Below are 21,876 nucleotides of genomic sequence, written 5' to 3'. Positions count from 1 at the left end.
CAGGATGTCCGCATGACGAGCGTGCGGACACCACAAGAGGCCGACGGGCAGGACGTCCCGGTGCGCCCCACCGAAGAGGACGCGCTGGCCGCGGCGGCGAGCGAGCTCATCGGCGGCCCGGCCGGCCGTCATGCCGGCGCCGGCGGGCACCGCTGGTGGACCGCGCTACGCGTCATGGTGCTGGTCGTCATCGGGATGTTCGCGCTCGGCATGGTGCAGAAGGTGCCGTGCTACGACGGCGCCTGGTTCACCGGCGGCGACCCGCAGTACATCCACGCCTGCTACTCCGACATCCCGCACCTCTACCACGACCGCGGCTTCGCCGACGACGTGGTGCCGTACTTCGACAGCATCCCCGGCTCGCTGTCCGGCAGCGGCTTCCACTACCTGGAGTACCCGGTCCTGACCGGGCTCTTCATGGAGGTGGCCTCCTGGCTGACCCCGCACGGCGGCAGCATGCAGCACCGCTCGCAGGTGTTCTGGGTCGTCAACTCCGGCATGCTGATGATCTGCGCGGTCGCGCTCGTGGTGCTGGTGTCCCGCACCAGCCGGCGGCGGCCCTGGGACGGGCTGTTCATTGCCCTGTCCCCCGCGCTCGCCCTGTCGGCGACCATCAACTGGGACCTTTTCGCGGTGGCGCTGGCCGCCGCCGGGCTGATGCTGTGGTCCCGCAGCCGGCCACTGGCCGCCGGTGTGCTCATCGGACTCGCGACCGCCGCCAAGCTCTATCCGGTCCTGCTGCTGCTCGCGCTGTTCCTGCTGTGCCTGCGGGCCGGCCGTATGCGGGCCTACGGGGCGGCGCTGGGCGGCGCGATCGGGGCGTGGCTGGTGGTCAACCTGCCGGTGATCCTGCTGGCCAGGTCCGGCTGGGACCAGTTCTACGACTACAGCCGCACCCGGGGCGTCGACTACGGCTCGCTGTGGCTCATCGTCATGCAGCGCACCGGCAACCCGCTCAGCGGCGTCAGCGCGTACGCCGCCGCGCTGCTGATCCTGCTGTGCGCGGGCATCGCCGCCCTCACCTTCTACGCCCCGCGCCGGCCGCGGCTCGGGCAGGTCGCCTTCCTGGTGGTGGCCGCGCTCATCGTGAGCAACAAGGTCTACTCGCCGCAGTACGTGCTGTGGCTGCTGCCGCTTGCGGTGCTCGCCCGGCCGCGCTGGCGCGACCTGCTCATCTGGCAGGGCGCGGAGGTGCTGTACTTCCTGGCGATCTGGATGCAGCTGGCGTACGTCACCGGCGGCACCAAGCACCACGGGCTGTCCGCCGACGGCTACCAGCTGGCCGTCGCGATCCATCTGCTGGGGGTGCTGTACCTGTCCGCGGTGGTCGTCCGCGACATCCTGCTGCCGCAGTACGACGTGCTGCGGCAGGACGGCTCCGACGACCCGGCGGGCGGCGTGCTGGACGGGGCCGAGGACTCGTTCGTGCTCACCTTCGTCCCCGCCGAGCCCGGGCCGGGCCCGCAGGACGCGGCCGACGGCGGGTCCGTCCTGCCGCCGGCCGGTGCCCCCGGGGTGCCGGGGGCGCCTCGCTACGACGACTGACGGTCCACTATCCGGTCGAACTGCGTGGTGGTGTGCCGCAGGTGCGCCACCAGCTCGTCACCGACCGCGGGCGGCGCCACGTCGTTCGGCAGGAAGAGGATCGAGACCTGCATGTGCGGCGGCTCGGCGAACCACCGCTGCTTGCCCGCCCACACGAACGGCGACAGGTTGCGGTTGACGGTCGCCAGGCCCGCCCGCGCCACGCCCTTGGCCCGCGGCATCAGGCCGTGCAGCGCCTTGGGCGCCTCCAAGCCCACGCCGTGCGACGTACCGCCGGCCACCACGACCAGGTGGCCGGCGTCGGCGGCCTTCTCCTGCCGGTAGCCGTAGCGCTCGCCCTTGGCGATCCGGGTGACGTCCAGTACCGCGCCGCGGTACTCCGTCGCGTCATGGTCGCCGAGCCACATCCGGGTGCCGATCCGGGCCCGGAACCGGGTCTGCGGGAACTGCTGCTGGAGGGCCGCCTGCTCGGTGGCCTTCAAGTGGCTGACGAACATGGTGTGCAGCGGCAGCCGGGCGGCCCGCAGCCGCTCCATCCACGTGAAGACCTCCTCCACCGCGTCGCTGCCGTCCGGGCGGTCCAGCGGCAGGTGGATGGCGAAGCCCTCCAGCCGTACGTCGTCGATCGCGGTGTGCAGCTTGGCCAGGTCGTCCTCCGCGACGCCGTGCCGCCGCATCGAGCTCATCACCTCGATGACGACCCGGGCGCCGACCAAGCCCCGTACGCCCTCCACCGAGGACACCGAGCGGATCGCCCGGTCCGGCAGCGGCACCGGCTCCTCGCCGAGCCGGTAGGGGGTCAGCACCAGGATGTCGCCGCCGAAGAAGTCCTTGATCCGGGCCGCCTCGTACGTCGTGCCCACGGCGAGCATGTCGGCGCGCAGCCGGGTCGCCTCGTCGGCGAGCCGCTCATGGCCAAAACCGTAGCCGTTTCCCTTGCAGACCGGGACTATGCCGGGGAACTGGTCTGCCACCTGCTGCTGGTGGGCGCGCCAGCGCGCGGTGTCGACATACAGCGTGAGCGCCATGGCCTGGAGGACCTTCCTGTCGAGCGTCGGCCGGTCAGCGGCGCGACATGTAGATGTCGAGTGCCTTGTGGAGCAGCTTGTTGAGCGGGTAGTCCCACTCGCCCAGGTATTCGGCGGCCTGGCCGCCGGTGCCCACCTTGAACTGGATCAGGCCGAACAGGTGGTCGGTCTCGTCCAGGGAATCACTGATTCCGCGCAGATCGTAGACGCTCGCGCCCATCGCGTAGGCGTCCCGCAGCATCCGCCACTGCATCGCGTTGGACGGCCGGACCTCGCGCTTGTGGTTGGCGGAGGCGCCGTACGAATACCAGACGTGCCGCCCGACGGTGAGCATGGTGGCCGCGGCGACCGCCTCGCCCTCGTGCAGCGCCAGGTACAGCCGCATCCGGTTGGGGTCCTCGGCGTTGAGCTTGGTCCACATGCGCTGGAAGTACGACAGCGGGCGCGGGCGGAAGTGGTCGCGCTCCGCGGTGATCTCGTACAGCTGCTGCCACGTCGGCAGGTCGTCGTACCCGCCCTGGATGACCTGGACGCCGGCCTTCTCGGCCTTCTTGATGTTGCGGCGCCACAGCTGGTTGAAGTTCTTCAGGATGTCGTCGAGCGAGCGGTTCTCCAGCGGGACCTGGTAGACGTAGCGCGGCTGCACGTCACCAAAGCCGGCGCCGCCGTCCTCGCCCTGCTGCCAGCCCATCCGGCGCAGCCGCTCGGCCACCTCGAAGGCGCGCGGCTCGATGAAGTCCGCCTCGACGTCCCGCAGCCGCTTGATGTCGGGGTCGGCGATGCCGGCCTTGATGGTGTTCGCCTCCCACCGGCGGATGATCACCGGCGGGCCCATCTTCACGCTGAAGGCGCCCTGGGCCTTGAGGTGCTTGAGCATCGGCTGCAGCCACTCGTCCAGGTTGGGCGCGTACCAGTTGATGACCGGGCCCTCGGGCAGGTAGGCGAGATACCGCTTCACCTTGGGCAGCTGCCGGTAGAGCACCAGGCCGGCGCCGACCATCCGGCCGCCGCCCTTGGACAGCTGGCCCGGCTGCTCGTCGAACCAGCCCAGGCTCTCCGACCGCCACTCGGACTTGACGTCGGCCCATGCGGGGACCTGGCAGTGGCTCGCCGAGGGCAGGCTCTGGATGTAGGCCAGGTGCTGCTCTCGGCTGATGGTCCTCAGGGTCAGGCTCATGCGGGGCGCTCCCCATGCTCACGACTTCGGGGTTACTTGGCCCGAAGCCTACTGCTCAGGGGGAGCGGCCCCACCAGCCCTGTGGACAACGGCGCGGCTTTCCACAGCCCGCCGCGGCGCGCGTGCGGGGCGCCCGGCGCGCTACCAGAGCCCGCCGGTCAGGCCGCCGTGCGCCACGCCGATGTAGAAGCCGACGGCGGACGCGCCCAGTCCGATGATCAGGGCGAAGCGCTCGGCCGTGGTGACCGAGATGAACTGGCCGAAGCCGCCGGTGAAGATGCCGACCAGACCGGTCCAGGAACTCAGCAGATGCAGGTTGGACCAGATGGACGAGATCGCCGCGATGCCGCCGAGGACCAGCGTGACGATCGCGAGCGAGTTGACCAGGGGATGGCGTCGGCCGTCGGTGTTGAAGGTGAGGCGGTGGGGTCCTGCCGCGTGCTGTGCCATCAGTACCTCCGTTTCGGAGCCGTGGCACGCTGTGGCGCGTGCCACACCCGATGTGTACAGATTGCGGCCATAAGGGGGCGGATTTCAACCCGGGAGGCGGAGCCAGGTAGTGTGTACCGTCTGCACCGGTGTCTGCGCCGGGCCCGCTGGGGCAGTCCGGGGGATCGCCCTCGACTGTCAGTGGCCCGCGCTACCGTTGCGACGCAGATAGAAACCCTCCTGCCACGGAAACGCCGTGGCCGCCTGAGTCCGAAGGAGGTGGGTTCCACTATGCGTCACTACGAGCTCATGCTCATCCTCGACCCCGATCTGGAGGAGCGCGCCGTCGCCCCGCTGATCGAGTCCTTCCTGTCCGTCGTCCGCAACGGCGGCGGCAGCGTGGAGAAGGTCGACACCTGGGGCCGTCGTCGTCTCGCTTATGAGATCAACAAGAAGCCCGAGGGCATCTACTCGGTCGTCGACCTCAAGGCCACGCCTGATGTCGTCAAGGAGCTGGACCGCCAGCTCAACCTGAACGAGTCGGTGCTGCGGACCAAGGTCCTGCGTCCGGAACTGCACTAGCAGTACCGGACAGTCCGAGCAGCAGTTACCAGCACTGCCCAGAGCCAGTCGAGAGGTCACCCCATGGCAGGCGAGACCGTCATCACGGTCGTCGGCAATCTTGTCGACGACCCCGAGCTGCGCTTCACCCCGTCCGGTGCGGCGGTCGCGAAGTTCCGCGTCGCGTCCACTCCCCGCACCTTCGACCGGCAGACCAATGAGTGGAAGGACGGCGAGAGCCTGTTCCTGACCTGCTCGGTCTGGCGTCAGGCGGCGGAGAACGTCGCGGAGTCCCTGCAGCGCGGCATGCGCGTCATCGTGCAGGGCCGCCTCAAGCAGCGGTCGTACGACGACCGCGAGGGCGTCAAGCGGACGGTCTACGAGCTGGACGTCGACGAGGTCGGCGCCAGCCTGCGGAGCGCCACGGCCAAGGTCACCAAGACCAGCGGCGGTGGCGGCCGGGGCCAGCAGGGCGGCTACGGCGGCGGTGGCGGTGGCGGCCAGCAGGGCGGCGGCTGGGGCGGCGGCCCCGGCGGCGGCGGGGCTCCCGCCGACGACCCCTGGGCCACCAGCGCACCGGCCGGCGGCGGCCAGCAGGGCGGCGGTGGCGGCGGTGGCGGCTGGGGCGGCGGCTCCGGCGGCAACGGCGGCGGCTACTCGGACGAGCCGCCCTTCTAAGGGCGGACCCCTCACACACTTGTTGATCGCATAGGAGAAACACCATGGCGAAGCCGCCTCCGCGCAAGCCGAAGAAGAAGGTCTGCGCGTTCTGCAAGGACAAGACCGTGTACGTGGACTACAAGGACACCAACATGCTGCGGAAGTTCATTTCCGACCGCGGCAAGATCCGTGCCCGCCGCGTCACCGGCAACTGCACGCAGCACCAGCGTGACGTCGCCACGGCTGTGAAGAACAGCCGTGAGATGGCGCTGCTGCCGTACACGTCGACCGCGCGCTAAGGAAGGATGACCGCAATGTCCAAGATCATCCTTACCAACGAGGTCAGCGGCCTCGGTGCCGCCGGCGACATCGTCGACGTCAAGCCGGGCTACGCCCGCAACTACCTGATCCCGCGGGGCTTCGCCATCGCGTGGACCAAGGGTGGCGAGAAGGACGTCGAGCAGATCCGCCGCGCCCGCCGTATCCGCGAGATCCACTCGCTGGACGACGCGAACGTGGTCAAGGGCCAGCTGGAGGCCGTCAAGGTCAAGCTGAGCACCCGCGCCGGTGACACGGGCCGGCTGTTCGGCTCCATCACCCCGGCCGACATCGCCACGGCGATCAAGGCCGCCGGTGGCCCGGCCGTCGACAAGCGCCGGGTCGAGGTCGTCGCGCCGATCAAGACGCTCGGCGCGCACAAGGTGTCGGTGCGGCTGCACCCCGAGGTCGAGGCCGTCCTCGAGCTCGAGGTCGTCGCGGCGTAACGCGCCTGGACGGTACGTGGCCGGCCGTTGCGCGGCTGGCCGTCGCGTGCCTGCACGTAAGCGCACGTAAGCGCCGAGGGCCGGGCATCCCCGCGGGGGTGCCCGGCCCTTCGTGCTGCCCGGAGCGGGCGTGCTCAGCGGGCGGCGCCGGTCACGATCCAGCGGCCCGAGCGGGCCCGCAGCCACAGGGCGGCCAGGCGGGTCAGCATCATCAGCCCCATGGCCCACCACAGCGCCGTCAGCCCCGCGCCCAGGGCCGGTACGGCGAAGGCGGCCGGGGCGAAGACCGCCAGCGTCACCAGCATCGACCAGGCCAGGTACGGGCCGTCGCCGGCGCCCATCAGCACGCCGTCCAGGACGAAGACCACCCCGGCGACCGGCTGCGTGAGCGCCACCACCAGCAGCGCGGCGGTCAGCGCGTGCTGTACGGCCGGGTCGGAGCTGAACAGCGGCCCGACCAGCGGCCGGGCCAGCACCAGCAGCACCCCCAGGGCGACACCGCACGCCACGCCCCACTCGATCATCCGGCGGCAGGCCGCCTTGGCGCCCTCGGCGTCGTCCGCGCCCAGGTAGCGGCCGATGATGGCCTGCCCGGCGATCGCGATCGCGTCCAGCGCGAAGGCCAGCAGCGACCAGACGGTGAGGGTGACCTGGTGGGCGGCGATCGCGGTGTCCCCCAGCCGGGCGGCGACCGCGGTGGCGATCATCAGCACACCGCGCAGGCTGACGGTACGCACCAGGAGCGGGAGGCCGGCGCGGGCGCAGGCGCGTATGCCGGCGGCGTCGGGGCGCAGCGCCGTCCACCAGGGGGCGCCGGTTGTCGCCGTGGCGTGCTGCCGGCGGATGCCGCGGACCACGACCCGCAGGTAGACCGCGGCCATGCCGGTCTGGGCGATGACCGTGCCCCAGGCGGAGCCGGCGATGCCGAGGCCGGCGCCGTAGACGAGCCCGGCGTTGAGCCCGGCGTTGGCGGTGAAGCCGGCGACGGCGACGTAGAGCGGGGTGCGGGTGTCCTGGAGGCCGCGCAGCACACCGGTGGCGGCCAGCACCACGAGCATGCCGGGGATGCCGAGCGAGCTGATCCGCAGATAGCTGACGGCGTACGGGGCGGCGGTGCCGGAGGCGCCGAAGAGGTCGACGAGGGCGGGCGCGGCGGGCAGCACGGCGGCGATGACCGCGGCGCCCAGTAGCAGGGCGAGCCAGATGCCGTCCACGCCCTGCCGCAGTGCGGCGGCCGGGTCGCCGGCGCCGATCCGGCGGGCGACCGCGGCGGTGGTGGCGTAGGCGAGGAAGACGAAGATGCCGACGGCGGTGGTGAGCAGGGTGGCGGCGACGCCGAGGCCGGCCAGCTGGGCGGTGCCGAGGTGGCCGACGACGGCGCTGTCGACCATGACGAAGAGGGGTTCGGCGACGAGCGCGCCGAAGGCGGGCAGCGCGAGGGCGACGATCTCCCGGTCGTGCCGGCGGCGGGCCGTACGGCTGCGGCGGGGGCCGGGGGCGGCTCCGGGTGCGGTGCCGGAAGCGCTGCCGGGTGCGCGGGTGTCCGGGGGCTCGACGGCGGGATTCACAAGCACAGCTTAATCGTCCACAAGTAAGAGGCAAGAGCCGTGAGGGACTATTACGGGCGACTGCGTAGCGTGATCTCCTCCGCGTCGTTTGTGGCGATCTTGGCATCGGCGGAAAACTTTTTCTCCTGCACAGCCTATGGATGAAGAAAGACCAGGTCAGACCCTGTGGATAACCGGGCGGCGCGGCTTGTCCACAGCGCTGTCCCAAGGGCTGTACACAGGTTGGGGGCAGTTCTCCACAGGTATCCCGCGGTCGTCCACACCCCCTGTGGATAACCGCCTTGGTCTGGGCCGCCGCGCGCCCTACCGTGGACCCCTCCCCTGGCGTGCGCTCGGCGCCGACGGGTGGTTCGAGGAACGTCCGCGGCGCCATGAAAGAGTGGCCCGCAGCGGGGGTCCGGCCGCACCGGCCGGCCGGGAGGAGGTGGGCGGGGGTGACACAACCCGTCGGCGACCAGTGGGCCGACCTCCCGCCCGGCGACCGCCAGGGCCCCTCCTCCGGCGTCGCCCCCTTCCGCAAGAAGTCCGCCCCGGACGAGGGCCGCTACTCCGAGGGCGGCACCGGCTTCGAGCGGGTCCCCCCGCAGGACCTCGACGCCGAGCAGTCCGTGCTCGGCGGCATGCTGCTGTCCAAGGACGCCATCGCCGATGTCGTCGAGGTCCTCAAGGGCGCGGACTTCTACCGCCCGGCCCACGAGACGATCTACTCCGCGATCCTCGACCTCTACGCGCGCGGCGAACCCGCCGACCCCATCACCACCGCCGCCGAACTCACCAAGCGCGGCGAGATCGCCCGGGTCGGCGGCGCCCCCTACCTCCACACCCTCGTCAACGCCGTCCCCACCGCCGCCAACGCCGAGTTCTACGCCGAGATCGTCCACGAACGGGCGGTCCTGCGCCGCCTCGTCGAAGCCGGCACCCGCATCACCCAGATGGGCTACGCCGCCGACGGCGACGTCGACGATATCGTCAACAACGCCCAGGCCGAGATCTACGCCGTCACCGAACAGCGCACCTCCGAGGACTACCTCCCCCTCGGCGACATCATGGAGGGCGCCCTCGACGAGATCGAGGCGATCGGCTCCCGCAGCGGCCAGATGTCCGGCGTCCCCACCGGCTTCACCGACCTCGACTCCCTCACCAACGGCCTCCACCCGGGCCAAATGATCGTCATCGCCGCCCGCCCGGCCATGGGCAAATCTACGCTGGCGCTGGATTTTGCCCGGACCTGCTCCATCGCCAACAAGATGCCCAGCGTCATCTTCTCGCTGGAGATGGGGCGCAACGAGATCGCGATGCGGCTGCTGTCGGCGGAGGCGCGGGTCGCGCTGCATCACATGCGGTCCGGGACGATGACCGATGACGACTGGACGAAGGTCGCGCGGCGGATGTCGGACGTCACCGAGGCGCCGCTGTATATCGACGACTCGCCGAACCTGTCGATGATGGAGATCCGGGCGAAGTGCCGGCGGCTCAAGCAGCGCAACGATCTGCGGCTGGTCGTCATCGACTATCTGCAGCTCATGCAGTCCGGCGGGTCGCGGCGGCCGGAGAGCCGGCAGCAGGAGGTCTCGGACATGTCCCGGAACCTCAAGCTGCTGGCCAAGGAGCTGGAGGTCCCGGTCATCGCGCTCTCCCAGCTCAACCGTGGGCCCGAGCAGCGCACCGACAAGAAGCCGATGGTGTCCGACCTGCGTGAGTCCGGCTCCATCGAGCAGGACGCGGACATGGTGATCCTGCTGCACCGCGAGGACGCCTACGAGAAGGAGTCCCCGCGCGCCGGCGAGGCCGACCTGATCGTCGCCAAGCACCGCAACGGCCCGACGGCCACCATCACCGTCGCCTTCCAGGGCCACTACTCCCGCTTCGTGGACATGGCCCAGACCTGACGCGCGCCTGTTGTAGGTTCTCAGATCGCGTGTCCATTTCTCACTGGGAATGTCCACCGCGCGTCCAATAGGACATGGAGGTGAGAATCATGCTTCTTGATCGAGTGATTCCCCTCTTTGTGTACATGACTGTCTCCGGTCGCATCCGCGTGTGTGCCTAGGGCAGGACCCCAGCGTTCGGCGGCCAGCGAGGCTGCTCCGGAAGACATGGGGTCGGTCCGATGAGTACAGGGGTTGCCACGCCCGTTTGGCTGAGCGTCCGGCGCAGTGATGCATCCGTGGCGGAGGACTTGGAGTGGCAGTCGGTGCCGCTCGGACTGCTGCGTGAGGCCCGACCGTGGCGGACGTTTCGCTGGCACAAGGGGCAGCAGCACTACTCGGGCACGTACTGGTCGGCGACCGTGGGCGATCATGTGATCTACGAGTCCCGGCTGGAGCTGGGTCGGTTGCTGTTCGCCGACTTTGCCTCGGAGGTGCGGCACATTGTCGCTCAGCCGTTCCTGCTCAAGGCCGACATCGATGGCAAGGTCTGCAAGCACATCCCGGACTACCTGCTGCTGACGGATGACGGTCCGCTGGTCGTGGACGTCAAGCCTCGTCACCGGTTGAAGAAGCCGGAGGTTGCCTTCACGTTCTCCTGGACACGGGAGGCAGTCACTTCGCGGGGATGGCAGTACGAGGTGTGGAGCGAGGCGGAGCCAGCCGTGCTGGAGAACATCCGGTTTCTCGCGGGCTATCGGCGCGAGTGGCTGTTCGACCCCGACCTGGTCGGCGCCTTACGGGCTGCGGGTCTGGATGGGATGTTGCTGGGTGATGCCTTCCGACTGCTGCCTGATTGTCCTCGTCCCCTGGTGAAGTCGGCGGTGCTGCACCTGCTGTGGTCCGGGCATGTGACGACCGCCTTGGACCGGCCGCTGAGTGCAGGGCACGTGTTGCGGAGGGCTGCATGAGCGGGGCAGGGACGAAACTGGGAGTGGGGACGCATTTCCGCCTGGACGGTGAGACGGTCAAGGTCGTGGATTTTGCCATCCTGGCCACGGGCATGGAGGTCATCCTCAGGGATGGGCGCGACCGGCTGGCCCGGATTTCGGTGAGTGAGCTGCTGACCTCGGATCGTGCCGAACTGATCCACGACAGATCTGGTCCGTCTTCCGTCGATGACGAAGATCTTGCGGCCGTGGTGCTGAACCGGCTGGCCGAGCATGAGAGGAAGGAGGTTCTGGAACGTGCCGAGCACGTCCGGGAGATGGTGACGGGCTACCGTTCCGGCAGCGAAGATCTTGCGCGGGCGGATGAGCCGCGCCCTCAGTACGCCCCAGCCTTGCCCCTGCTGGCCCGGTATGCGGCCAAGGCCGCAGAACTGGGGGTGACCGAGCGAACAGTGCGCCGGTGGGCACGCGCGTTCCGTGAGCTGGGCGAGGCAGGACTGGTGCCGAAGCCTGTGCAGGCGGACGGCGGACTTGGCGGTGCTGATCAGCGTTGGGTCGAGGCGGCGGTGGAGGTGCTGAAGGAGTACGAGGAAAAGTCGCGGCCATCGGTGAAGGTAGTGCTGGAGGAGGTAGAGGCCCGCGTCAAGACGAAGTTCAAGCTGGTCAAGGTGCCGGTGCCATCGCAGGCGTCGGGCTATCGGTGGATGAAGGAGTTGGAGCGGCGCTATCCGACTTTCCGGCTCAGTACCCAGCGCAATCGGGACATCGCAGCCCGGCCGAGGGGGGTTTACGGGAAGCTGCGGCCCACACGGCCGGGCGAGTACGTGTTGATGGACACGACGCGGTTGGACGTGTTCGCCCTGGACCCGGTGACGCTGCGGTGGATGCAGGCAGAGCTGACCGTGGCGATGGATTGGTACACCCGCTGCATCATCGGTCTGCGCGTGACTCCGGTGTCGACGAAGGCCATCGACGCGGCAGCCGTGCTCTATCAGGCATACCGTCCTCAGCCGGTGCCGGAGAGCTGGCCGAGGGACGCGGCCTGGCCCGAGCACGGGATTCCCCGCGGAGTGCTGGTGGAGGCCGAGGCCGTCCACGGGCCCGTCACCGGGGTCTGGGGGCCGAAGATTGCGCCGGAGACGCTGATCGTCGACCACGGCAAGATCTACCTGTCGGCGCATCTGACCAGCGTCTGTCACCGGATGGGGATCTCGGTGCAGCCGGCGAGGCTGCGCACGGGCCGGGATAAAGGCCCGGTGGAGCGGTTCTTCCGGACCTTGCGGGAAGACCTGCTGCAGCGTCTGCCGGGCTACAAGGGGCCCAACATCCACTCGCGTGGTTTGAACCCGGAGAAGGACGCCTTCTTCTTCCACCACGAGCTTGAGGCGATCATCCGCGAGTGGGTCGCGGTGGACTACCACCGCACACCGCATGAGGGGCTGCTCGACCCCCACCTGCCGAAGGTGGAAGTGTCCCCGGCGAGGATGTTCGAGCACGGTCTCGCGCGGGCGGGCTACATTGAGGTGCCCCGTGACCCGAATCTTGCCTTCGAGTTCCTCGACGTCACGATGCGCACGGTCCAGCCCTACGGCGTCGAGATCAACGGCCGCCGCTACAACGGTCCCTGTCTCGATGGGCTGCGCGACATGGCCGGCTCCGACCTCGGCCTGGACAAGCGGCGCCTGGAGTTCTTCGCCGATCCCGACGACGCCACCCGGATCCACTTCCGGGACCACGAACGCATCTGGCACACCCTTGAGTGGGAGCACTCACCCAGCCTGGACATGCCGCTGAGCGACGAAGCGCTTCAGTTCGCCCGACGCCTGGCGGCGAAGGAGTACACCTATCCCGACGACCGGCTCGCCATCGCCATGCTGCTGAAGCGGTGGAACCTTGGCCTGGGTACTTCCCTGGTCGAACGTCGGATGGCCCTGCGGCTCTCCCGTGAACAGGCTGCCTTGGACCTTCCCGAACCGCGAGCTGACGCTGTCAGTTCGCTGCCGTCGGTCGCCCGCGTGCTGTCCCTTCCCGAACAGCCGTTGCCGCTGGTGATCGAGACCGGCCAGGTCCAGGAGCTGGAAGCGGGCGATGACGACGCTGACGGCCTGGAGGAGCTGGAAGAGGAACTCGACTTCTACGCCACCGCTTTGAAGGACGTCGATGACGATGAGTAAGCCAGCCCGCCCCCAGGCAGAGGAAGACGATCTGCGCGCTCGGCTTGATCACCTCACGCTGTCCCGCAAGGAAGGCTTCGCTCGCCTCGCGGACACCCCGCGCCGGGTCCGTCCGGAGTTCCTGTCCCACCGGCAGCTGAAAAAGCTGGGCGAGGAAGCGCTGGCTGAGTACAACCGCGCGCGCCGCAAATGGCATGCGAACCTCGGCCCGCTCGGAACCCCGCAGATGGAGGTCCTGCACGAAGATCTCTGGGACATCTTTGACAGCAACGACCAGGACGGCGACAAGGTCAAGGGAGGGATCGCCCTCGATGCCTTTCCCGGGCTGGGCAAGACCACTGCCGTGCTCGCGTTCGCCCGCAAGCTCCACCGCCGCATCATCCGAGAGGAAGGCAAGTACACCGACGACGGACATGAGCGCTGGCCCGTCTGCCGCGTCGGCTTGACCAGTAACACCGGGATGCGTGACTTCAACCGGGCCATCTTGGAGTACTTCGGGCACCCCGGCCGTCACCGTGGCACCACGGCCGACTTCGGCTACCGCGCTCTTGACTGCGTCCTGTCTGCGGAGACGAAGCTGCTGATCGTCGACGACCTGCACTTTCTGAAGTGGCGGAACCAGAACGGGATCGAGGTCAGCAACCACTTCAAATACATTGCCAACGAATTCCCCGTGACCCTCTTGATGGTCGGAGTCGGCTTGGAGAAGCGGGGACTGTTCAGCGAGGGATCAACCTACGAGGACGGGGTCCTGGCTCAGACTGGACGCCGCACGACCCGGCTGGGGATGGAACCGTTCGACATCAAGACCGACCAAGGGCGCCGCGGATGGCGTGACACCCTCCTCGCGATCGAGGAACGCGTCCTCCTCGCGAACAAGCACCCCGGCATGATCGTGGACGGCCTGTCCGACTACCTCTTCGCCCGCAGCACCGGACACATCGGATCGCTCATGACGCTGATCAACCGCGGCTGTCAAAGAGCCGTACGCACTGGCACCGAGCGGCTGGACGAAGCCCTGCTGAGCGGTGTCAAGAACGATGCTGCTTCCGAGAAGGCCCGTCGGGAGCTGCAGTTGGCCTTCGAGACCGGCAAACTGACCAGCCGTCTCAAGATCCCGTCCCGCACAACCGCATGACAGAGATTCTGCGGACACTGCCGATCCGCGTCGTCCCGCGTCCCGGCGAGTCCCTGGACTCCTGGCTGGAGGCACTGGCCCATCGCAACAGGGTCGATTTTCGCGAGATCCTTGTCTCGCTGGGCCTCCACCACCGACGCGGTGGCGAGATCCCCGACCACACGATCTACCTTCAGCCGGAAGAGGCAAGGCGGGCCGCTGCCGCCAGCGGGGTCCCTGCCAAGCAGTTGCACACGATGACCCTGCGCCAGTACGACGGACACGCCGTCGTCCTCCACGCCGAGCGCCGGTCGGTGAACCGCATGCAGCTGTGGGGTCGCGCCGGCTCACGCTTCTGCCCTGAGTGTCTTCGTGAGCAAGACGGCCGCTGGCAGGTGCGTTGGCGCCTACCCTGGAGTTTCGCATGCGTGCGCCACCGCACCCTGTTGGCCCACGCCTGTCCTGCCTGCGGGCAGCGCGCCCGGCACGGCCGGGTCACGCTTTACCGCGCAATTCCGCCCCACCAGTGCTCCAGGTCGCTGGAGCGATCTGGCCCCTTCTGCCAGGCAGACCTCACCCTGACCCCTACCACCCCGATCTCCAGCGGTAGTCCGGTCCTGGCCGCTCAGGAATGCATTAACGACCTGTTGTCCCAGGTCGAGAGCGGACAACCTGACGGGCAACTCGAACCTCGCTCCTTCTTCAACGACCTTCGTGCTCTGGCCGGTTGGACACTGCGCGGGGCCCGGCCCGGCGACTTCCACGGCCTCGGCCACCACATCGAACGAGCCTGTCAGGAGTACTCCGGTGACGGCCGGTTCTCGCCCGCCTCCGCAGCCGTGACCGCCGGCGGTCTGACCCGCGCGGTTCAGTTCCTGCAGGATGGCTCCAGCCAAGACAACATCGCCGCCGTCCGAGCCCTCATCGAGCGTGACGGCGAGCGACTGGACTTGATGCCACCCGGAGACGTCAACAAGCGCTGGAAAACCCACTCCAGCGGCCTGCAGCAGCTGATCTGGCGGGCAATGGATCCGCGTCTAGAAACCGTTGAACGGCTCCGCTATCGCAGTTGCACGAGCCGTCCGTGTCCGCCAGAGAAGGACGATCCGCGCATTACCGCACGAGTTGCTCGAATCCCGCAGCTACTCTGGCGAGGCTGGACAGCCCGCCTCATGCCGACCACCGGCGTCCGGCACGTCAACAAGTTTCGCGGGGCCTTGGCCGTCGCTTTGCTGCTGCCTGGATGGTCCAAACGCCGCTTCGACCCGCTGATCGGCATGTTGCACCACAATCGGAAGATCGACATCCACTACATGCTCGCCGAACTGGCTCAGCAGGGTCACGGCAGCGTCTTCACCGCGCTCTGCGAGATCGCCGAACACCTGGACACCTGTCCCATTCCTATCGACTACGGGCGGCGTCGCAAACTGGACGGGAGCGGGCTCCTGCCCGCCGACGCTTGGATGACCATCTGCGCGAACACCGGAATCCACCCGGGACACGACATGCGGTTGCTGACCATGCGTCGCTACCTCTACCAGCGCATCACCGGCAATAATCTCCGGCAGGCATCAGCGCCCCTTCAGATCAAGACCAACACGGAGGCGGCCGCCCTCGCAGAGATCCCGTTTCGGATCACCGCAGCACTGCTGCGAGCCCTCGATGACCACGCCAGCGCCTACCTGCGGGACCTGAGCATCGATGAACCCCCGACCTGGGAGCCCCCAGCTGGCCTCACAGCAGACCTTTCTCTACCCGGTCAACAGGTGAACATCCAAAAGGCACACCGCCTGATCTGTATCGATGATCAAGCACCCGCAGCCGCAGCGAAACAGATGGGCGTCACCCTGGAATCCCTTCGGCACTGCTTCGAAGAGCATCCGCCCGACGTTCCCTGGCCTTCCAACGGCCGCGGGTCGTGGATCGACCCAACCAAACCCCTCGCTCGACGTTCCCGGCTCGCAGCCGCACAAAGCCGGCATCGAGCACAGAACCTACTGACCGACGAGTTCCTCCGACATGAGTACGTCGAGTCCCGGAAGCCCATTAAGAAGATCGCCGCAGAGACCGGTCTGCCCAAGGTCCTCATTAGCGAACGGCTAGACCACGCCGGCCTCCTCACCAGCCGCAAATCGCCTCGGGCGAACCACATCGACGAGCAGTGGCTCCGCGATCAGTACCTCCGACAGGCTCGATCGTTGGCCAGCATCGCCGCCGAACTTGGCATGAGTGACACGCACCTGGGCCGGCGCGCCCGAGCCATGGGCATCGAACTCCGCCCCCGCGGCGGACATCACATCGTGAGCCCAGCTGGACTCGACGCACTGCCTCCGTTCCTTAAACCCGCTCTCACAGATCGCCGCGGGTGGGGGCGCCTACAACGCTTTCGGCATGCGATGGAGCACCGCACCATCACCGAAGCTGCCTTCCATCTGGGCATTCGACAAGCAGTCCTATCCGATCAGATCGCCCGACTGGAAAAGGACCTGGGAGCCCCGCTCTACATCCGCCCCCACAGGGGCGAATCGCTCCGCCCCACCCCTATAGGACTTGTTGTTCTCGACGTATCGGCCACGATCAACGCTTCGAGCCTGTATCGCTGCAGCGGCTGAGGGAATGGAAACGCCAGCGGTTAGGTAACCGCCGGACACGGAGTGGGACGACAGCGGAACCCGCTGGCCAGGGATCATCCGGAGGCGTTGGAATCGAGGATCTAAAAGTGCTGTACGACCATCTCAAACCTGCAGTGCCAGAGTCGGCGGGAATACGTCCGCATCCTTTTCCGACGGCTCAAGGAATTCCATTCGCCTCGACGCGATCGATCGCGACTGGCTGCCCGTCCGCGGACGGATGCTCAAAGACCTCACTTGTGGAAAGGGCAGGAGTGCGGGCAGCACGCGTCGTCTGATCGTCAGCCCCGGACCCTTGGCGGTCGAGAGGTGCCAGCAAACCCCGCAAGCCACAAACGCAACAGATATAGACAGGCGCAAGCATCTGGCCATCCGTAGAAATAATGCGTCGCAAGAAGGGAGTCCCTCGTGTCATAGTTCAGGTACCGTTCTTCAACCGGTGCTGGCTACGGCACCTAGTGCGGCTGCAAGCGCCAGAATGGATAGCTGGCCTGAGGTGTTCGACGGAGCCAGTAGATGAACGTGCAGCGGAGTGGCTGGCGGGTTGAGCGTGGCCACGGCCAAGGTCGGTCAAGATTTGTTACGGGAGGGCTGATGGGTGGCGACGATGCCGCGCAGCAGATCGATAGAATCAGGAAACTACTCTCATCAGAGGAGCCTGACTCCCTCCGTAACGGCTATATAGCAGTGCCCGCGGCCGGACGCCCGGTCCTCCGGGGATCTACCGCTACTGCGCTGGTACCCGCGTGGCAAAAACGGGACAGTGGACTACTTGTTCCAGCTTCCATGCAGCCCGTGAGCCCCATCGATCTGGTGTTGACCTTCCTCACACCCCAAGAGATCTATGGTTTTGCGCTACCGGCTGATTATACAGATAGCCAACTGGAGCGTATTCCAGTGGACGGTGTTCTGCGATTCTGTGCTCAGGCCATTCACTCTCTCGCGTTGCCGGGAGTTTCGCGCAGCGATATCGACAGGCACTTTGTTGGCAACTGGTTCCACGAGCCGACTCGCACCAGGATTCTCAACCTTCTGCAGGAACCAAACCGCGGCCTTGTTGTCCCTCAAGCCCTCATGCTCCTTGCCAGGAGGGCTCTCGAAATCTGTCCAGATTATGTTCCTGACGGCATTCACGGGGACGTAGTTGGCGCTCTCCTAGTCCTGAACCAGTACATGGGATCCGGTCTTGACGATGGACCTACGGTGATATCCGACAGCCCTGGTCCCTTGGGGAGAGAGTTGATCGCCAACCAGCACTTCAACCGAACGCGGGCAGCCACACACACTCTCGCGCGCTATCAAAGGCGTTGGAGACAGATTCATCACGATTTGCGAAACCAGCCGGGCATGACCAGCCTGGACGATGCATATCTGGAGTGCACTGGTGTAACCCTGGACGACTTGGCGGCTGTCGGAGGTTACCTCTGGGCGGCGGTCGCTACGCAGGGGCGCTTCGTTGTTCCACGCGATGAGCTGAATGCTTTGAATATTCCGGAAGAGCGTGTTGCCGGAGTGCTCGATTTGATCAGCGCGGATCTGCCAGCGATGCGTGCTGAGTTGCTGACCGGCCGCCCAGAGCATCGCACTGAATGGACTTTCGATCCATTTGAACGCTATCCAGTGATCCGGCTTGCTGGCGACCTTCTTCTTACTCTGGACGCCCGTTATCTAATAGATCGAATCTTCGGTTGGCTGCCAATCCTCGACATTAAATTTCCCCCGAGTGCACGAACAAAACCATCAGGGCACAGGAAGCTTGCCACCCAGGCCATGCAAACGCTCCGCCACGTGAGTGAGGTTTATACTTCCGAGGTACTTCACGCTATCGCGGGTGACGTGAGTTCAAATCGTCGGGTCTATGACGATGCCGATCTTAAAAAGGTTTTCACAGCACCGGGACAGAGGGTTGCCGACGCGGCGATCGACTACCCGGGATCATGGATCGTGATCGAGGTCACCACGACTCAACTGAGACGTGAAGCCGCGACAGCAGTACCTGGTGAATCGCAGACCCAAGACATCGACAAACTCGTCGATGAATTGGACCAGATCGATTCCACGATCAAGGCCCTCCGCGTTGGGGAATCCAAACTGACTGGTACGCCGGCTCCAGCTCACCGGAGATACCTTCCGCTGCTTGTACTTCCGGAGGGCTTCCCGGTTAATCCGATCACGCTCACGGTGATCCGTGAGCGAGCCGCAGCCAGAGGTCTGTTGCAGAAGGCTGATGTGGACCCGATCGAGATCGTGGACATCGAAGAGCTGGAAATGATTGAGGCTCTTCAGGAAGATTCGGGCCCTAGCCTCCTCGAAATTCTACGAAGCAAGCAGACCAGCAGTCTCCGCAACGCCTCGATGAGGGACTACATCATTTGTGGACTGAATCTGCACCCGGGCGCCCCTCAGCGATTCTGGCCTCTCTTCCTTGCCGCTCTTGAACCCTTGCGTCGTGCTCTTCCCGGATCAAGCGGGGATGGTATCGGCGATCGTCCCTGAGCCTCCAGCTGTGAAACCCGAGACTATTGGCGAAGCGAGCCGACCCCGGGAGGTCGATCGTCATCATGGTAGATATGACCAACCCGAACCTGACCGTCGGCAGTATCTGGCGGCTCCACCGCGGTGACCAAGAGATTGTCCGGCTGACCGTGACCGGTGCCGATATGCCCTGGACGCATGCCGAAGTCGAGACGCTCCCTGGTTTTGAAGAGTTTCGTCCCCTCTTCAGTGAGCAGGAGCGGGCTGCTGAAGAGGAGGACTGGGAGCGGGCCGACGTCTGCTACACCCAGATACGCAGTGCGCTCACGCTGACGTTCCCCGACGGCGGCCGGGTCGCCGAGTTCATGCTGTACATCCACGACGACGGCACCGCTGGCTGGCGCTGGCATGACGAGCCCTTCGACGCGGTGAATCCGTGACGATCTGGGTTCGCTGTACCTGAGACAAGGAAACCGTCTGGTTGTACTTCGAAGTGGACGGCGATGGCTGGGTGATCCAGCAAGGGACACAGAGCCTTGCTCTGAGCGATAGCTCCCGAGGAAATGGACACGGCCGCGAGAATCCGCGGCTGGACATGGCATGAGAAGTCGTGAAAAACCGCAGGTCACAGAGTCGGCGTTGGACACGAGCGGCGAGAACCTACACCTGTGGGTTCTCAATCGCTATGTCATGTGACTGACCGATCTGACACGGGATTGAGAATCGCTGGCCAATCCCATCACTCGTTCGGGTGGCCTTGCTTCAGGTCCGGCGTGGACGCCTCGCGCAAATGCGAACGGCGGCCTGGTCGAGAACCGGGAGTGGACCGCGTCATCGATCGACGGGCTTGCGGCAGCGGCACCCTGGCGGACCTTCCGCTGGTATGGGGGCCAGCGGCACTATTCGGATACTTACTGGTCCGCCACGACGTGCGACCACATCATCTACGAGTCGCGCCTTGAACTGGCGCGGCTCCTCTTCGCTGATTTCGAGCCGTCCGTTCCATCGTGGCCCAGCCCTTAGTAGGGAGCCTCCCAGGCGGCATCAGAAGCCCGACCCTCAGACGCCGGGCCCTGCGAAGTGATCAACCAGGCCAGCACCTGCTCCGTGAGAGGTGGTCCACCCGGCCCTTCATCCGTCCAATGTGCCCGCCATCCCCTACCGGGTATCGCGGCAACGACCTGATCGGCCCGCTCCAAGGGGGAGAAGTCCACGTAGTCCGTGACCTGGCGCAGTGCCCCTCGCTGCGGGTCGACCACCAAGGCTGTCCCGGTTGCGGGATCCCATCCCTCCACACGCACCATGCGACCGATCTCGGTCTCAGTGCCATTGAAGATGGCGGTCCATCCGGTCTGACAAAGACCCGACGGACGGTGGAAGCGGACCCAGACATTCCTGTAGGGCTCACGGAGCTTGTGACCGACCGGCGGGCAGCCGGGTCAGAGTTGCTGCCCCAGATCCGTCAGAAGCACCCGCGCATCTCCAGTCAGTGGTGCCCACGTTCACTCGTTGGGGGACTCCGTTGCCAGTGGGATACCGCACCGCCGGCAGTCGTTCGCGTGGTCGTCCTGGCAGACGTAGCGGATGGCACCATCTACGCACCATTCGGCGGCCTCCTCGGACAGCAGGTCGGGCCCGGCAAGGAGTAGCCGACGAAATTCCGTGGTGTCCGCAATGTCGGCCGGGCGGTTGGTGAACCACTCGTCGAACCAAGGCTTGTCCCGGTGTATGCCCCAGTGCGCATTCTCCCGGTCGTCGACAGCCGTGAGGAACCGATCGACGATGCGCTCCCAACTCGGAGCTCCGAACCAGCCGTTGTCGAACGCGCAGAAGGATTCGATCAGGGTTCGCAGGCCGAACTCCTTCTCGTGAAGGCAGTACCTTCGCCCCCATGAGATCGCGACCTGTGCCATCTCCGCGAGTTCTTCTCGCGGATCAACCTCGTGCGCCGGGTCGTCAGCGTTGTGGCAGGCCAACCCGAGCTCGAGCACGGACTGCCCTGTCGGTAGAACCCGAGACGGGTTGACGATCGCGAGACCGACAGCGATCCAGTCGACATGATCGAACGACAGCATCGAGCGCACGAGTCGGGTGGTTGCCACGTTGATCCGCATCATCGTGCCGTCGTGGAGCGGACTCATACCCGCATGCCAGTTCTCGACGGGTGTGTTGCGCCACACGTCGAGCGTGATGCGGGTGGCAGCCAGCCACAGCAGGGCGTCGTCGTCAAGGTGCCCGAACCGCTTGGCACACTCCTGGGCCCCGTAGGGGATCAACTCTCCGGGTTTTGGCCACCTATGGCTGTCAGGCCCTTCAGGCGCGTACTCGTAGTCGTCGGCGTACTCGTCAAGGATCTCGCTCAACTCGGCTGCGCTGTAAGCCTCGCTGTACTCCGATCCGTCCGGCCCCTCGACGGTGTACATGTCGTGGTCCCATGACACATACACGTCGTCCCAGAGCACGACGTCGTCGCACTCGACGGCGTTATCCGTCACAACCGGCCTGATGGTGATCGGCGCAATAAGCCCGTCGGTTCGCTCACCGTCCTTCTTGGCGGCCCATGCGGTGATGATCCCGAGCGGCTTCGGAAGGAGAGGGCCGACCTCGGTGATGCTGAACGGCTCGTCGTCGTCATCGGTGTCGAACCGACTGTTGACGAACGCAACCGCCTCGGAGGGCGTGCTGACGATGGACTGGGTACCACTCTGGTTGTCAACGACTCGCCACAACGCGCTGTTCTTCACGATGCTCTCCGATCGCGGTGAATGCACTCGTGGCTCTCAATGATGCCTGGACGCCGGTTGGGTCGAAACCACCCCCGAGCAGACCAGGGAGGCTGCCGTTTTCCGGTGCTGGCGGCCTCGGGACCGGCCCCATCTCACCGCACTCTAGGCGCAGGGTCTGACAATTCAGACCGGGCAGCACTTTCA

At 66.5% G+C, this 21,876-nt stretch carries 17 protein-coding genes; 12 read left to right on the top strand and 5 right to left on the bottom strand.

Translation table 11 applies throughout. The annotated features are described in order from the left end of the window. Positions 1–12 precede the first annotated feature (12 nt). Positions 13–1,545, top strand: a complete 1,533-nt coding sequence (locus HCN08_RS06120) for a glycosyltransferase family 87 protein (protein WP_206318415.1) — start codon at positions 13–15, stop codon at positions 1,543–1,545. Here the strand turns inward: HCN08_RS06120 and HCN08_RS06115 are convergent. The 3 genes from HCN08_RS06115 to HCN08_RS06105 all read right to left on the bottom strand — a co-directional run bounded on the left by HCN08_RS06115 (position 1,533) and on the right by HCN08_RS06105 (position 4,200). Beyond that, a complete protein-coding gene (locus HCN08_RS06115) occupies positions 1,533–2,573 on the bottom strand; it encodes an alanine racemase (protein WP_167981838.1) in 1,041 nt (346 codons plus the stop codon). The two genes, HCN08_RS06120 and HCN08_RS06115, sit on opposite strands and share 13 nt — an antisense overlap. Before the next feature lie 34 nt (positions 2,574–2,607). After that, a complete protein-coding gene (locus HCN08_RS06110) occupies positions 2,608–3,750 on the bottom strand; it encodes a lipid II:glycine glycyltransferase FemX (protein ID WP_167981837.1) in 1,143 nt (380 codons plus the stop codon). A 141-nt stretch (positions 3,751–3,891) separates the two neighbouring features. Continuing rightward, a complete protein-coding gene (locus HCN08_RS06105) occupies positions 3,892–4,200 on the bottom strand; it encodes a hypothetical protein (protein WP_167981836.1) in 309 nt (102 codons plus the stop codon). Positions 4,201–4,470: 270 nt separating this feature from the next. Here HCN08_RS06105 and rpsF point away from each other — a divergent pair, with 270 nt between their 5' ends. The 4 genes from rpsF (at position 4,471) to rplI (ending at position 6,164) form a co-directional block, all read left to right on the top strand. Then, positions 4,471–4,761: a 30S ribosomal protein S6 gene (gene rpsF, locus HCN08_RS06100; protein ID WP_167981835.1), complete on the top strand. Its 291-nt coding sequence runs from the start codon at positions 4,471–4,473 to the stop codon at positions 4,759–4,761. Between the two features lie 63 nt (positions 4,762–4,824). After that, entirely contained in the window at positions 4,825–5,418 is a 594-nt protein-coding gene (locus tag HCN08_RS06095) for a single-stranded DNA-binding protein (protein WP_167981834.1), read from the top strand. Positions 5,419–5,462: 44 nt separating this feature from the next. After that, a complete protein-coding gene (gene rpsR, locus HCN08_RS06090) occupies positions 5,463–5,699 on the top strand; it encodes a 30S ribosomal protein S18 (protein ID WP_031512678.1) in 237 nt (78 codons plus the stop codon). Between the two features lie 15 nt (positions 5,700–5,714). Continuing rightward, positions 5,715–6,164: a 50S ribosomal protein L9 gene (gene rplI, locus HCN08_RS06085; protein ID WP_167981833.1), complete on the top strand. Its 450-nt coding sequence runs from the start codon at positions 5,715–5,717 to the stop codon at positions 6,162–6,164. Positions 6,165–6,298: 134 nt separating this feature from the next. Here the strand turns inward: rplI and HCN08_RS06080 are convergent, their stop codons facing one another. Next, entirely contained in the window at positions 6,299–7,612 is a 1,314-nt protein-coding gene (locus HCN08_RS06080) for an MATE family efflux transporter (RefSeq protein WP_322974282.1), read from the bottom strand. Positions 7,613–8,166: 554 nt separating this feature from the next. On the opposite strand from HCN08_RS06080, the gene dnaB reads away from it, so the two are divergent. The 7 genes from dnaB to HCN08_RS06045 all read left to right on the top strand — a co-directional run bounded on the left by dnaB (position 8,167) and on the right by HCN08_RS06045 (position 19,386). Further along, on the top strand, positions 8,167–9,621 hold the full coding sequence (gene dnaB, locus HCN08_RS06075; RefSeq protein WP_167981832.1) for a replicative DNA helicase: 1,455 nt from the start codon (positions 8,167–8,169) through the stop codon (positions 9,619–9,621). Positions 9,622–9,899: 278 nt separating this feature from the next. Continuing rightward, positions 9,900–10,571: a TnsA-like heteromeric transposase endonuclease subunit gene (locus tag HCN08_RS06070; protein WP_322974258.1), complete on the top strand. Its 672-nt coding sequence runs from the start codon at positions 9,900–9,902 to the stop codon at positions 10,569–10,571. Further along, positions 10,568–12,724: a helix-turn-helix domain-containing protein gene (locus HCN08_RS06065; protein WP_167981831.1), complete on the top strand. Its 2,157-nt coding sequence runs from the start codon at positions 10,568–10,570 to the stop codon at positions 12,722–12,724. Before HCN08_RS06070 ends, HCN08_RS06065 begins: the two co-directional genes overlap by 4 nt. Next, positions 12,711–13,862, top strand: coding sequence for an ATP-binding protein (locus tag HCN08_RS06060; protein WP_167981830.1), 1,152 nt, complete (start codon positions 12,711–12,713; stop codon positions 13,860–13,862). Before HCN08_RS06065 ends, HCN08_RS06060 begins: the two co-directional genes overlap by 14 nt. After that, entirely contained in the window at positions 13,859–16,453 is a 2,595-nt protein-coding gene (locus HCN08_RS06055; RefSeq protein ID WP_167981829.1) for a TniQ family protein, read from the top strand. Before HCN08_RS06060 ends, HCN08_RS06055 begins: the two co-directional genes overlap by 4 nt. Positions 16,454–17,257: 804 nt before the next feature. Next, on the top strand, positions 17,258–18,967 hold the full coding sequence (locus HCN08_RS06050) for a hypothetical protein (RefSeq protein WP_240969805.1): 1,710 nt from the start codon (positions 17,258–17,260) through the stop codon (positions 18,965–18,967). 74 nt (positions 18,968–19,041) lie between these two features. Continuing rightward, entirely contained in the window at positions 19,042–19,386 is a 345-nt protein-coding gene (locus HCN08_RS06045; RefSeq protein ID WP_206318414.1) for a hypothetical protein, read from the top strand. 1,062 nt (positions 19,387–20,448) lie between these two features. Here HCN08_RS06045 and HCN08_RS06035 read toward each other — a convergent pair. Continuing rightward, complete coding sequence (locus HCN08_RS06035; protein ID WP_167981827.1) at positions 20,449–21,690, bottom strand: hypothetical protein; 1,242 nt, start codon at positions 21,688–21,690, stop codon at positions 20,449–20,451. Positions 21,691–21,876 lie beyond the last annotated feature (186 nt).

This window comes from Actinacidiphila epipremni (assembly GCF_012034175.1).
In the GTDB taxonomy this organism is placed as follows: Bacteria; Actinomycetota; Actinomycetes; order Streptomycetales; family Streptomycetaceae; genus Actinacidiphila; species Actinacidiphila epipremni.
This window is presented reverse-complemented; position numbering and strand designations above follow the sequence as displayed.

What these genes read in the sequence shown, in the direction of transcription:
- HCN08_RS06065 (WP_167981831.1), top strand. Translation starts at nt 10,568, where the DNA reads ATGAGCGGGGCAGGGACGAAACTGGGAGTGGGGACGCATTTCCGCCTG.
- HCN08_RS06050 (WP_240969805.1), top strand. Translation starts at nt 17,258, where the DNA reads ATGCAGCCCGTGAGCCCCATCGATCTGGTGTTGACCTTCCTCACACCC.
- HCN08_RS06045 (WP_206318414.1), top strand. Translation starts at nt 19,042, where the DNA reads ATGACCAACCCGAACCTGACCGTCGGCAGTATCTGGCGGCTCCACCGC.
- HCN08_RS06060 (WP_167981830.1), top strand. Translation starts at nt 12,711, where the DNA reads ATGACGATGAGTAAGCCAGCCCGCCCCCAGGCAGAGGAAGACGATCTG.
- HCN08_RS06110 (WP_167981837.1), bottom strand. Translation starts at nt 3,750, where the DNA reads ATGAGCCTGACCCTGAGGACCATCAGCCGAGAGCAGCACCTGGCCTAC.
- HCN08_RS06095 (WP_167981834.1), top strand. Translation starts at nt 4,825, where the DNA reads ATGGCAGGCGAGACCGTCATCACGGTCGTCGGCAATCTTGTCGACGAC.
- HCN08_RS06115 (WP_167981838.1), bottom strand. Translation starts at nt 2,573, where the DNA reads ATGGCGCTCACGCTGTATGTCGACACCGCGCGCTGGCGCGCCCACCAG.
- rplI (WP_167981833.1), top strand. Translation starts at nt 5,715, where the DNA reads ATGTCCAAGATCATCCTTACCAACGAGGTCAGCGGCCTCGGTGCCGCC.
- HCN08_RS06105 (WP_167981836.1), bottom strand. Translation starts at nt 4,200, where the DNA reads ATGGCACAGCACGCGGCAGGACCCCACCGCCTCACCTTCAACACCGAC.
- rpsF (WP_167981835.1), top strand. Translation starts at nt 4,471, where the DNA reads ATGCGTCACTACGAGCTCATGCTCATCCTCGACCCCGATCTGGAGGAG.
- HCN08_RS06055 (WP_167981829.1), top strand. Translation starts at nt 13,859, where the DNA reads ATGACAGAGATTCTGCGGACACTGCCGATCCGCGTCGTCCCGCGTCCC.
- rpsR (WP_031512678.1), top strand. Translation starts at nt 5,463, where the DNA reads ATGGCGAAGCCGCCTCCGCGCAAGCCGAAGAAGAAGGTCTGCGCGTTC.
- HCN08_RS06120 (WP_206318415.1), top strand. Translation starts at nt 13, where the DNA reads ATGACGAGCGTGCGGACACCACAAGAGGCCGACGGGCAGGACGTCCCG.